This window comes from Candidatus Hydrogenedens sp. (assembly GCA_035361075.1).
In the GTDB taxonomy this organism is placed as follows: domain Bacteria; phylum Hydrogenedentota; class Hydrogenedentia; order Hydrogenedentales; family Hydrogenedentaceae; genus Hydrogenedens.
The window spans coordinates 1-12,225 of record DAOSBX010000060.1 but is presented as its reverse complement, the minus strand read 5'-3'; the positions used below and the strand labels follow the sequence as shown (position 1 = coordinate 12,225).

At 38.7% G+C, this 12,225-nt stretch carries 12 protein-coding genes; 5 read left to right on the top strand and 7 right to left on the bottom strand.

The window, feature by feature from the left end; genetic code table 11:
• The 4 genes from PLJ10_12975 to PLJ10_12960 all read left to right on the top strand — a co-directional run.
• On the top strand, positions 1 to 274 hold a 274-nt coding region (locus PLJ10_12975; GenBank protein ID HOK10558.1), incomplete at its 5' end, for a hypothetical protein.
• 228 nt (positions 275 to 502) lie between these two features.
• Positions 503 to 2,092 carry a phosphoglycerate dehydrogenase gene (serA, locus tag PLJ10_12970; GenBank protein HOK10557.1) on the top strand — a complete coding sequence of 530 codons (1,590 nt, stop codon included), beginning with the start codon at positions 503 to 505 and terminating at the stop codon, positions 2,090 to 2,092.
• Between the two features lie 91 nt (positions 2,093 to 2,183).
• On the top strand, positions 2,184 to 3,428 hold the full coding sequence (icd, locus tag PLJ10_12965; GenBank protein HOK10556.1) for an isocitrate dehydrogenase (NADP(+)): 1,245 nt from the start codon (positions 2,184 to 2,186) through the stop codon (positions 3,426 to 3,428).
• 237 nt (positions 3,429 to 3,665) lie between these two features.
• Complete coding sequence (locus tag PLJ10_12960; GenBank protein ID HOK10555.1) at positions 3,666 to 4,424, top strand: HAMP domain-containing sensor histidine kinase; 759 nt, start codon at positions 3,666 to 3,668, stop codon at positions 4,422 to 4,424.
• On the opposite strand, the gene PLJ10_12955 is transcribed toward PLJ10_12960, so the two are convergent.
• From PLJ10_12955 to PLJ10_12930, 6 genes are all read right to left on the bottom strand, one after another.
• Positions 4,425 to 5,111, bottom strand: a complete 687-nt coding sequence (locus PLJ10_12955; GenBank protein HOK10554.1) for a hypothetical protein — start codon at positions 5,109 to 5,111, stop codon at positions 4,425 to 4,427.
• A gap of 22 nt (positions 5,112 to 5,133) precedes the next feature.
• The gene (locus tag PLJ10_12950; protein ID HOK10553.1) at positions 5,134 to 5,961 is read right to left on the bottom strand and encodes a PIG-L family deacetylase; all 828 of its coding nucleotides are present in this window, start codon (positions 5,959 to 5,961) and stop codon (positions 5,134 to 5,136) included.
• Position 5,962: 1 nt separating this feature from the next.
• On the bottom strand, positions 5,963 to 6,667 hold the full coding sequence (locus tag PLJ10_12945) for a hypothetical protein (protein ID HOK10552.1): 705 nt from the start codon (positions 6,665 to 6,667) through the stop codon (positions 5,963 to 5,965).
• A gap of 136 nt (positions 6,668 to 6,803) precedes the next feature.
• Positions 6,804 to 7,958, bottom strand: coding sequence for an ATP-binding protein (locus PLJ10_12940; protein ID HOK10551.1), 1,155 nt, complete (start codon positions 7,956 to 7,958; stop codon positions 6,804 to 6,806).
• A 21-nt stretch (positions 7,959 to 7,979) separates the two neighbouring features.
• Positions 7,980 to 10,067: a [Fe-Fe] hydrogenase large subunit C-terminal domain-containing protein gene (locus PLJ10_12935; protein ID HOK10550.1), complete on the bottom strand. Its 2,088-nt coding sequence runs from the start codon at positions 10,065 to 10,067 to the stop codon at positions 7,980 to 7,982.
• A gap of 3 nt (positions 10,068 to 10,070) precedes the next feature.
• Positions 10,071 to 10,901 carry an SDR family oxidoreductase gene (locus PLJ10_12930; GenBank protein HOK10549.1) on the bottom strand — a complete coding sequence of 277 codons (831 nt, stop codon included), beginning with the start codon at positions 10,899 to 10,901 and terminating at the stop codon, positions 10,071 to 10,073.
• A gap of 104 nt (positions 10,902 to 11,005) precedes the next feature.
• On the opposite strand from PLJ10_12930, the gene PLJ10_12925 reads away from it, so the two are divergent.
• Positions 11,006 to 11,893: a glycerophosphodiester phosphodiesterase family protein gene (locus tag PLJ10_12925; GenBank protein ID HOK10548.1), complete on the top strand. Its 888-nt coding sequence runs from the start codon at positions 11,006 to 11,008 to the stop codon at positions 11,891 to 11,893.
• 94 nt (positions 11,894 to 11,987) lie between these two features.
• Here the strand turns inward: PLJ10_12925 and PLJ10_12920 are convergent.
• Positions 11,988 to 12,225, bottom strand: a 238-nt coding sequence (locus tag PLJ10_12920; GenBank protein HOK10547.1) for an acetolactate synthase, large subunit, biosynthetic type, incomplete at its 5' end; no start/stop codon positions are given.

Genomic DNA, 12,225 nt, shown 5'->3' with positions numbered 1-12,225 from the left:
ATCTGCCGAAGGTGCTACTACGGAAGGACAAACCAAGGAAGGAACAGACGAGGGTGAAGGAATCAATGAAGGGCATCCTGCGGAAGGCTCTCATAACGAAGGCACAATAAACAAACCAGAGGGTAACAATGATATTAACAACCAAAATGAAAATACGAATTGTGGTTGTTCAAAAAGTTCACATCCGCTAAAAATATTTGTTGATTTCTTATTGGTTGGGATTGTTTTACTCTTAATCTCTCAGAAAAAACCCGATGTAGTTAACAAAACATAGAAAACCTACAAGTTATTTGTACAAAATAACTTAAAAATATATATTGCAAATAGTTTGTAATATATATATAGGGTTTGACACACTAAATCAATGCAAAATATATTATTGTTTTATAAAATGTATTTTTACTAATATTTGCGAATTTGGTATTATTTTTGATAAACTATAAAATCTATTATTAAATTTTAGGGTTAACCAAATTGGGCGCAATAAAGAAAGGAAAAGAAAATGCCAAGAGTACTTGTTTTAGATAATTTAAGTGAAGAGGGTATTGAGGTATTTAAGCAGGCAGGTTTTGAAATTGATGTAAAACCGCCTCAAAAACCTGAAGAGTTAGCACAAATCATCAACCAGTATGATGGATTAGTGGTTCGTAGTGCCACGAAAGTCACGAAGGAAGCTCTTGCTAATGCGAAAAACTTAAAAGTTATCGGTAGGGCTGGTGCTGGGACGGATAATATAGACAAAGATTATGCCACGCAAATGGGCATTGTTGTGATGAATACTCCAGGTGGAAATACTATATCCGCCTGTGAGCATACCTTCGCTCTTCTGTTAGCACTTTGCCGAAATATACCAGCGGCTCATGATTCTATGATGGCTGGGAAGTGGGACCGTAAAAAGTTTATGGGTGTAGAATTACGCGGAAAGACGTTGGGCATTATAGGTGTAGGAAGGATAGGAGGCGCTGTGGCAAAACGTGCATTAGCATTTGAAATGAAGGTTCTTGCACATGACCCGATTTTAACACCATTGAAAGCTGAATCGTTAGGAGTGGAGTTGGTACGTTTAGAGGAATTGATACAACAGTCTGATTTTATATCAGTCCACACACCCAAAACAGAAAAGACGAATAATATGATTCGTCTGGAACAAATAAAACAGATGAAGCCTACATGCCGTATCGTAAACTGTGCAAGGGGTGGTATTATTAATGAAGAGGATTTGGCTACAGCGTTGCGTGAGAAAATAATAGCAGGTGCAGCCCTTGACGTTTATACTTCTGAGCCGCCAGTGAATAATCCATTTCTTGGTTTAGATAATGTTATCTTAACTCCACACCTTGCTGCCTCGACAGAAGAGGCTCAGGTAGTAGTGGCGGTTGATATTGCGAAACAGATGGTCGATTTTCTAACAACAGGAGCTATCGTAAATGCGGTAAATGTTCCGAGTATCGACCCAGAAACACGTAAAACACTCCAACCGCTTATTGATTTGGGAGAACGACTCGGGATGTTCCAATCGCTGTATACTCGCGGTCGTCCGACATCACTGCAAATTGAGTATGCAGGCGAGATAGGTGTGACCGATACGTATCCTATTACTGCGGCTATTTTGACAGGATTTTTGAAGCCGTTAGTGGAAACTGTTAATATGGTGAGTGCACCAGTACAAGTTAAAGAACGTGGCATTGAATGTAATGAACGTAAGACAGCACGTCCTTCTAACTATGCCTTTGAAATATCCCTTCGTGTAGAGACAGACCAGGAGTCGCATGTTGTAACGGGCACATTGTTCCATAAAACAGATGCACGTATATGCAGTATTGATGGGATGCGTGTAGATGCAAAGCCAGAGGGGCACATGTTGGTTTGCCGTAATGAAGATAAGCCCCTTGTTATTGGGAGGCTTTGCACACGAATAGGTGAGGCAGGTATAAATATTGCTAACTTGATGTTGGGCAGAGATACCCGAGGTGGGCTTGCTCTCACTGTTTTGAATCTTGATCAACCTCTATCAGAAGATGTGCTCAATGATTGTGCAAAATTGCCTCACATCCTTGAAGCACGCTTACTATCCTTACCTGAAGCTAACTAAATGAGCGGAGCGTTCATTTTCCGCAAAGAATAAATCAACACACTGATAATTTCTGAGATGGTAATTATCATATTTAGAAGGAGGTCGAAGGATGGCAAACTCTTTAATTAACGTTCCGAAAGGTGAAAAAATAGTTTTTAAAGATGGAATGGTGCAAACTCCAAATCAACCTATTATCGGTTTCATAGAAGGTGATGGAATAGGTCCTGATATATGGAAAGCGTCTAAATTTTTATTTGATTCGGCTGTGGAGTTTTGTTACGGCAAGAAAAGGAAAATTGCCTGGATGGAATTATATGCAGGTGAAAAAGCCAAAAAGATTGCTAATACCTATCTTCCGGATGAGACATTGGAGAAGATTAGAGAGTACCGAATTACAATAAAGGGGCCATTAACGACCCCTGTCGGTGGTGGTTTTCGGAGTTTAAATGTAACACTAAGGCAAATGCTTGATTTATTTGCTTGTGTTCGTCCCGTTCGCTATTTTCCGGGTGTTCCGAGTCCAGTAAAGAATCCAAATGATGTTGATGTTGTTATTTTCCGTGAAAATACAGAGGATGTTTATGCGGGTTTTGAATTTCCGTCGGGCTCACCAGAGGCAACGAGACTTATCGAGTTCTGTCAAAAGGAGTTCGGCTGGAAAATTAAGCCTGATTCTGGAATCGGTATTAAACCTATTAGCGAAACAGGTTCAAAGAGGCTTATCCGCTCCGCAATAAAATATGCATTAGCCCATGGGAGACGTTCCGTTACCCTTGTTCATAAAGGGAATATAATGAAATATACTGAAGGTGCCTTTCTGAACTGGGGGTATGAATTAGTACGTGAAGAATTTGCAGATGTTGCTGTTTGTTGGAATGATTGTAATGGGGATCCAGGAAATAAACTCCTTGTTAAGGATACAATTGCGGATATATTCTTACAGCAAATTTTAACTCGCCCTCGTGAATTTGATGTTATTGCCACAATGAATCTTAATGGGGATTACATGAGCGATGCAATAGCTGCTCAGGTCGGCGGGATAGGAATTGCTCCAGGTGCTAACATTAACTATGAGAATGGTTTCGCAATTTTTGAAGCGACTCATGGAACAGCACCAAAATACGCAAACTTGGATAAAGTTAATCCAAGTAGTCTTATCCTATCTGGGGTTATGATGTTTGAATATATCGGTTGGAATGAAGTTGCTGAAGTAATACTTCGTGGTTTGACAAAGACATTTCAGGACCGCATTGTTACTTATGACTTTGCACGATTAACTACAGGAGCCCAAGAGGTAAAATGTAGCGAGTTTGCTGGTGCTGTGGTGGCAAGATTTGGCAAAAACGGGCACTAAAAACTATAACTGGAACAGATGAATAATAAGGTGTGTTAGCAGGGATGCGGGGACTACCTTTTAAAAAACAAACACTCCTGATCGGGCGAAGAGGATGCTGTTAGTGTCTCTGCTTATTTTATTAGGTTTTTCCTTTCATTCAGATTCTTCGAAGGGCTCTGTTTTGTTTGAAAAATCAATTACAGAAGTATTAGATTTAAATAGTATTCTTCAACCTGTAAATGTTAAGGATTAACTGTGGGCAAATCGGAGTTTCATCAAATCTTTCCCGACTGGGATGAACGATTAAAAAAATTACATCAGATTGCCACTACAGGATTATGTATTAATAGTGTTATTCATGATGCTAATAACTACTTAGGTGCTATAATGGCGTATGCGGAATTATTGCAGTTGGAGCCGTCATTAAATGAGGAGCATAAACGGTTAATTGAAAAAATTATTGACAGTGTCCGAGCCTGTGCGGAAATCATTAATAGTCTCTATACAATTACACGTGCAAAAGATTTGTCAGTTGCATTGGTAGAAATTCCTAAACTTATAGATAAGGTGCTTACTCTACGTAGTTACTATCATAAGGTGCTCAAAATTGATATTGAGAAGCATATAGAGACCCCAATAAAACCGATTGTTGTTGATACCACTGGGATACAATTTGCCCTTATCCACCTTATTAAAAATGCTGAGGATAATGTTGAGTTAAATGAAAGCAGTGAACCGCATTCGCGACTTATTAAAATATCATGTAATGAGGAAAATAATGGCGTTGTAGTTGCTATACACGATAATGGTCCTGGGATAAAAGAAGATTTTATAAACAAACTTTTTGTTCCATTCACAACAACTAAAAAATCCCATCATTTCGGTATAGGTTTATCCCTTGTCCAAGAAATTATTGAAGAACATGGCGGAATAATAAAATATGACAAGGATATTGGATTTTACTTTTGGATACCTTTTGACAATCCTAAGAAAGCGACACTCCTTAAGGGATAATTATAACTGACCTACCAAGTATGTAACAGTGACGGATGCTTTGCAACGGATTTCTGATAGTGAGATAGCATCGCCTTCTTTTTTTCCAGCATAGTCCCAATCTACTTTGTTAACTTCAATTTTATCAACGGCATAGATACCGCCTTTCAATGAAGCGGCACATGCGTCTGCATAGGGATAAGCATTTTCGATTGCAGAGTTAATAGCAGAACGAATAACCATTTCTTCATTTTGAACTCGCAAATATGGTCCTTTTAGTTCCGCAGAGAATTCATTTGCCATCGCCCTCATTTTATCCCATAGTTTTGCAAAAAGTTGAGGACCGTTTTCTACGGCTACAATGCCTGCCAAAGAGAAGCTAACTCTGGCTTGAACTTCTATTTGTGGTTCTTTCTCCAAACGATATAGTGGACCAATAACTTGAATTTCAACAGGACGTGGACTTTCTTCTGTAAACTTTAATCGTAGTTTTGTTTCAAAATCCTGGATACATTTAAATGCAAGGTCGAAACTACTATCTTGTGCTAATCGAGTAAATTCGAAATCTACATGTGTTGGTGTTGTTGTTACTTCTCCATGTCCCTGAGAGATAATGCGGGCATAAGTCCCCGTAATGTCTTCACACCAGACACTAAACGATAATATGGCACACAAGAACCAACCTAATAATAACGAGTTTTTAATCATATTTATTTTTTCCTCATTTAATTTATATTAATCTGTCCTGTCCTTGTCGTATCAGTGTAAATAAACTTTCAAGTTCTGTTCGAGCAGGTGGTCTTCCATACTCGCATTGTTCGAAAAATTCAACATATTCAAAGGATTCTTTATATTGATTCAATTCATTCTCAAACAGCGAACGATAGTAGATAGATGGCATTCTAAACAGAGCGTCCCATCTCTCCATGAGCCATTTTTTTCTTTCTTCGGGGTTATTGGGAACTGATTCTATTTGACCATCTAACCAAGGGAGCCATTCATACATTTGTGACGTCATTGCATCGAGTAATTCCCATTTTTTATTTATTATATTTGTAATATCAACAGCGAAGTCTGGAGTAAATGGTAGTGGTTTACGAAAGATATCCATCATATAAAGACAGATTGGACTTTGTTTTAGAGAGGGTGTTTCAGGACAAAAATGGGGCACAGTTACAAGGAAGGCTGAATCCTGTATAAGAATACCACATGCCCTATGGTCGGGATGATAATCAACGGGGCGATGTGTCAAAACTACATCTGCCTTTAATTCACGCAATAGTTTAACAAGGGTTTTGCGTGCTTCTAATGATGGCATTAATGAACCGTCGGGAAAATCCAGGATAATGGATTTATACCCCCCTCTTTTGGCGGATTCTTGGGCTTCTATACGTCGTATTTGGGCTAATTCTTCGGGCTCTATAATATGGTGTCCAATATCGCCGTTCGTAACAGAAACGGCGTAAACGGTATGTCCTTTCTCTACCCAATATACCATGCTTCCACCAGCATACCATTCTGCATCGTCTGGGTGAGCACCTACACAAACAATGTTCATTTTATTTGCCTTTCATTAATGTTATCCTTAGTGGATTACTTAATACTTCTGTTTCCTCTATTGGCTTCAAGTCCCCTTTATCTTGATAGATTGTATTGGGGTCTATTTCTGGCGAATATAAAGACAATTTTGCTTGTGCATACAAAAGCATTGTTGAATCTCCTTCTGGCTCTGTATCCCATAACTTTACTTCAAATCGTAAGGGATACATGTTGTCCATCGGGACTGGTATAGCTTTACTCTCTAACGCAGTAATCACGGTCTTGAATTCATTAATTGTCTCTCCATCACGTATAATTTTACCATCAACTCGAACAGGGTATTTTTTATAGTCAATAGTGCCACGTGGCAAGATACTCAACTCTACAAACATTTCTTTAGGGTATGGGGATGTTATTTTCACTTCCATCCGTGATACTTTTCCATGGCTCCCTTCTTCTTTTTGTATATTTGCATTTGAGGGTACTTTTGAGGAAGGGATGCATAATAGGAAGTGTAAATCATTTTCTATATCACCGATATTTTTCTTTAGATTCGTATTGTCAACATTTGATGGTGAATGTTTCATTAATACATCTCGTTCTTCTTCGGAGAGCATTTTATCGTCTACTTTCTTCTTGCTTTCAAAGTAAGCATTACAAGAGATGTTTAGCAAAGGTAGAGCCAATACTAACAATACTAATGAATAATAAATTAAATGCTTCATTAATAACCTCACTTATAAATATTATTTAAATAATAGTAAATTGTTAGGCTTAAATACGAATGGTTAATTGTTAGGGTGGTCGGATACGTAGGACGGGTCGGACGCATCGGACAGGGTGAGTTATGGACTAACAGGGTTAGGAAGGGTTTGCATCTTTTTCAAGGTAATCGCAGAGTTCTACTGTGAAGGTACTTCCTTCATCAGGAACACTATGAACCGAAACATCGCCACCATAAATTTGAGCAAGTTTTTTAACTGTGGACAAACCTAATCCACTTCCTAAAATAGATTCCGTTTTTTTGTTGCGTATCCGCACAAAGTCCTGGAATAGCTTTGCACATTCTTCGGGGGTCATTCCTATACCAGTGTCGGAAACTTTAATAATAATTTTATTATGTTCCTTTTGAAGATAGATATCTACTTTCCCATTGTCTTTGTTATATTTGACTGCGTTCGAGATGAGGTTATTTAGAATAATAATCATTTCATCACGGTCAGCACGTATTATGACGGGCTCTTCAGCATGAAGTGTTATGGTAATGTTTCGTTTTTGTGCCTCAACTAAAGAGGTTTCAATGGCTAATTTTGCCAGTTCATTTAAATTGACCTCCGTAATATCCCTCTTTTTCTGTCCTGACTCTATGCGTGTTAGATCAAGGAGGTCATTAATCATTTTCCGCATATAGTCGTTACGAATGAGACAACGTTCTAAAAGGTCTTGGCACAATTGAGGATTATCATTCATGTTCATATCTTTTAATATTCGGAGGTAACCATCTACAGCATTTAAGGGTGCTTTGAGTTCATGTGCAAGTAATGAGATAAACTCAAAACGCATCCGTTTTTTCTCTTCTTCCAGTTCTCTTGCTTTTCTTTCTATAATGAGTTGTTTTACTACTTTATGTATTGTGCTTTTAAGGTCTGTTGGGGTAAACGGTTTTGGAAGGAAGTCGTAGGCACCATGTTTGGTTGCTTTAACAGCCGTTTCGATAGAAGCGTAAGCAGTAATAATGACTGTATATGTTTCTAATAATTTCATTGCAACAATTTTTTCTAACGCTTCTAAACCGCTCATTCCAGGTAGTTTATTGTCTAACAGAAGGATATGTGGTGGCTTTGTTTTAATTTTTTCGATGGCTTCTTCCGCACTGTTTACCGTATCTACAGTGAAAGATACTTTACAATCTACTTCTGTTAATTCAATAGAAAAATTCTGGAGGACGCGGGCAACTCCAATACGTATTCCAGGTTCATCATCTACAACTAATACATTGAAAGTTTCTTCTCTCATAAAGCACATCCTCTGTTTATATTACGTAGCAGTATTTTGTGAATTTTCTATAACTTCTTGTGCCTCTAACCAATCTTTCATATCCATCTCTTTAACTTCATTTGCGGGCGTAGCATACCTTGGAAGTGAAATATAGAATTTTGTTCCTGTTGGGCCATCTTTAGGATTGTCATTTGATTCTACGGTAATTTGCCCACGGTGCATTTTCACAATGCCGTAAGTAATGGCAAGCCCCATTCCTGTGCCTTTCCCCATTTCTTTTGTTGTAAAGAAAGGCTCAAATATTTTGGTTACATTTTCTTTTGGGATACCTGTCCCTGTATCTTCTACTGTGATATATATTTCATCTGGTGAATCTTCTGTTATGAGTGTTAAGGTGCCACCATGGGGCATTGCCTGTACTGCGTTCGTGATTAAATTGGTTAAGACTTGAATGATTTGGTCTTTGTCTAATTCTGCTGTTGGATTTTTCATGTGGTCAGCTATTTTAACATTAATTTCTGGCGGGATAATAACCAATTTACATGCATGTTCAATAAGTCTTGGCACATTTGTTGTTTCAATGTTAATCTTATTTTGTCTTGCAAAATGTAGTAGTCCAGAAACAATCCGTTTACAACGGTCTGCTTGTGTTACAATCATTTTTAGGTCTTCTTTCAGAGACTCATCAATACCATGTTCATCCAGAAGTAGATGTGCATACATGAGCAATACGCCTAATGGATTGTTAAGTTCATGAGCAATACCTGCAGCGAGCTGGCCGACACTTGCTAATTTTTCAGCTTGCATAAGGTTTTCTTGTGTTTTTTCTAATTTTTTGTTTGATTCTGCCAAATTTTGTATTGTTTCTCTTAATCTCTGAATGGTAAAGGGTAAACACATTTCTGTCTGAGCAAGTCCATTATAAATCGCTATTGCGTGTTCTAAACAAGTATCATAACCACACGCTCCACAATTTAATTCATCCTCTGGCTTAAACTTGCCTAAGGTATGCATAATCTCTTCAATTTGGGCAGATGTTGGTTGTGGTGAATGTTGTTCATAGGGGATATATTTGCGGGACATTTCAATTTGAGCCAGAAGAGCCATTTGTTGTCGCCATAACTGCCAGTCAATATGTTTTAATTTATTTTGCACATACTGGCTTACATAGGAACGCCTTCTATATAGTGTTGCTTTTTGTGAATAGCCAGGTCCCATGATACAACCTTCACAGGCTAATATTTCTAATAGATGGGGTCGGCAATGTCCTTCATCAAACTCGCGAATCGCCTCGACAAAGTCTGACCTGCCTTCTGCGACAATTACATTGCCCGTTGTTAAATCTTCTGGAATTGATGCGGACTGTATTAAGCCACGGCTAATAGGAAAGAGGCTCCCAGGGCCGGAGATAGGAGGGTCAAAGGGAATCTCTTTAGAGTCTATTTTCCAATTTGGAAGTGCTATATCAAGAATCTGTCTCATTTCTGCAAAGGTTAGAACTTCATTTACCTCATTAGCAAGTGATTCGGATTGTGCCTCACCTTTCTTTGCAATGCAGGGACCAATAAATACGACAAAGAAGCATTTTCCATACATTCGTCGTGTCGCTCTTGCAGTTGCCACCATAGGAGAAACAACTGGAGCCAAAAAAGGAACTAATTGAGGGAAATATCGTTCTACATATGCAACTACGGCGGGGCATGTTGTGGCAATATAGGAACGTCCTGGATTTTCTGATAAAAGATTTCGATACGCTCGTGATACAAGGTCTGCACCTGCACCAACTTCTACTACATAAGTAAATCCAAGTTGTTTTAATGCTCCACAAACCTGATATGGCGAACAGTCTGAAAATTCTGCGGGAAAACTTGGTGCTAATAAAGCGATGGTGGGCTGTTTGTTTTTAAGTACTTGCATAACCTCGTCAATAGGGCTGTATATTTCTTTAGCCTTTTGACTGCAAACCTTAACGCAATTTCCACAGCCAATACAACGTTCTGGAATGACTTCTGCTTGTCCATGGACTACCCGTATTGCTTTTGCGGGGCATTCGCGGACGCAGGTATAGCAGATCCTACACCGTTCGGGTATTGTTCGGACAAGCTGTATGTCATTTCGGGGTTTCATAAATTAGACTTGTAATCCACCTGTAACTTCTAAGCAAATACCTGTAATGTATGAGGCAAGGGGTGAAGCGAGGAATACAATGGGACCAGCTGCTTCGTCTGGTGTGCCTGGTCGACCTAAAGGAATAAGCATGGTTATCATCCCTTTCATGTGAGCAGGAATTCCTAACTGTACTTTTTCACCTTCTACCTCTATTTGCTCTCCTGTTTCTTGGTCTTGGGTCAGTCGTGTCTCGATAAATCCGAATGCCACTGCATTACAACGAATTCCGAAAGGACCCCATTCTTTAGCGATGGTTTTTGTTAACCCAACAATTCCACTTTTGGCAGTGCTGTAATTTGCCTGACCTACATTGCCATGCAATCCTGATAGAGAAGACACATTGATTATGCTTCTCGGTTCTGGGGTTTTACCTTCTGCTTTTTCTTGTTTTGCAACTTCACGCATATATGGAGCAGAAGAACGAATGATGCGGAACGGTGCGACGTTATGGATTTCTAACATTGCCATAAATTGTTTATCGCTCATTTTATGTATCATACCGTCCCATGTGTAGCCTGCATTATTTACGATGACATTAATCTTTCCAAACTCTTCAACTGTTTTTTTCATTAACAAATCTGGATATTGTGGGTCAGTAACATCACCTGGTACGGATAATACTTGATAACCAGCATTTTTTAATTCACTTGCCGCATTATCTGCACAAGCAGTGTCATAATCGTTTATTACCACTTTAGCACCAAACTGGGCGAACAGCTTGGCTGTGGAAAAGCCAATACCTCTACCTGCTCCCGTAACTATTACCACTTGATTATCAAACCACTGCACCATAAGATATTCCTTTCTGTTAAAATGTTAAATTATACTTATATTTTATCACGAAACTTAGTTTAAGGCTTTTCTGTCAAAATAATCAAAACATGAAGGAGTTTTTTATGGGTGGTAAATATAAATGGCTCTGTTTTGTTGTTATCAGCATTGTGACATGCTGTAATTTTGTAGTTTCTGGTGCTACTGCTTCGGATTTAGAAGGTAAATCAGGGATACAAACAAAAGTAGCTGCACATCGTGGGGGAAAGGCTTTGTTTCCCGAAAATACATTGTTTGCTTATCAACAGACGGCATCGCTATGGAAAAATTGCTTACTTGAAGGGGATATACAATTAACAGCTGATGGCGTTGCGGTACTTATGCATGACAGTGATGTGGAACGAACAACAAATGGTCAGGGACAGGTCAGTAAAAAGACGTTGAAAGAAATTAAAATGTTGGATGCAGGGTTTAATTTTACGACGGATGGTGGTCAGACGTATCCATATCGTGGGAAGGGGATTACAGTCCCGACACTCGACGAAGTTCTTGAAGCCTTCCCAACTCATACATTTTTATTTGAAGTTAAACCTTTTGTAGATAACATAAAGCCCATTGTTGAACCTATCCTAAAGCGGAATATGACTAACAATGTTTACCTCGCATCAATTTACCCAATGATTATTCAAAGAATTAGAAGCGAGGCACCACAAATTAAAACTTGTTTTACCACTTATGATGCTGAAGAATTTCTAAGAGTTTTACGAAACAATAAATGGGAAGAATACAAACCACCTGCAATGATGTTGGCAATAAATGAAAAAATGGAGGACTATTTTAAGATAACTAATGACGATATGAAAAAGATGAAGGAGAAAGGAATTCAAATTCTTGTATTTACGGTCAACAATCCGGAAAGTATTAAAAAGTATTTACAATCTGAAGTGAACTGGATTTTATCTGACCATCCTGACCGTGTAGCACAGTTGGAAAAGGAATTATCAGGGAGTTAGGCCTGTTCCAGTAGTTCTGTTAAAATCGAGAATAAAATGGGCGGTATAGCGTTTATACCGCCCTAATGATTAGATAAAACAGAATTTGCAACTTTTAGAATGCTTCTGCAAAAGCGTCAGAAGCGTCTTGCGGTTCTTCCTCTGGTTTTGGAATTTCGCGTGATTTGATAAAGGGACCTGTGACCATATCTTTATATCCTGCACCTGGGCCTACCATCGGAAACACAAGTGCTTTTTTGTCTACAACTACTTCGAGAAACGCAGGTCCGTCATCAAACTTAATAAACTCCTCGAGTGTTTTACGCACGTCTTCTCGGTGAGTGACTCGTTTC

Bases quoted from the DNA above. Each gene is read 5' to 3' on its own strand.
- PLJ10_12955 (HOK10554.1), bottom strand. From the start codon at position 5,111: ATGATTAAAAACTCGTTATTATTAGGTTGGTTCTTGTGTGCCATATTA.
- PLJ10_12925 (HOK10548.1), top strand. From the start codon at position 11,006: ATGGGTGGTAAATATAAATGGCTCTGTTTTGTTGTTATCAGCATTGTG.
- PLJ10_12945 (HOK10552.1), bottom strand. From the start codon at position 6,667: ATGAAGCATTTAATTTATTATTCATTAGTATTGTTAGTATTGGCTCTA.
- icd (HOK10556.1), top strand. From the start codon at position 2,184: ATGGCAAACTCTTTAATTAACGTTCCGAAAGGTGAAAAAATAGTTTTT.
- PLJ10_12930 (HOK10549.1), bottom strand. From the start codon at position 10,901: ATGGTGCAGTGGTTTGATAATCAAGTGGTAATAGTTACGGGAGCAGGT.
- PLJ10_12940 (HOK10551.1), bottom strand. From the start codon at position 7,958: ATGAGAGAAGAAACTTTCAATGTATTAGTTGTAGATGATGAACCTGGA.
- PLJ10_12935 (HOK10550.1), bottom strand. From the start codon at position 10,067: ATGAAACCCCGAAATGACATACAGCTTGTCCGAACAATACCCGAACGG.
- PLJ10_12950 (HOK10553.1), bottom strand. From the start codon at position 5,961: ATGAACATTGTTTGTGTAGGTGCTCACCCAGACGATGCAGAATGGTAT.
- serA (HOK10557.1), top strand. From the start codon at position 503: ATGCCAAGAGTACTTGTTTTAGATAATTTAAGTGAAGAGGGTATTGAG.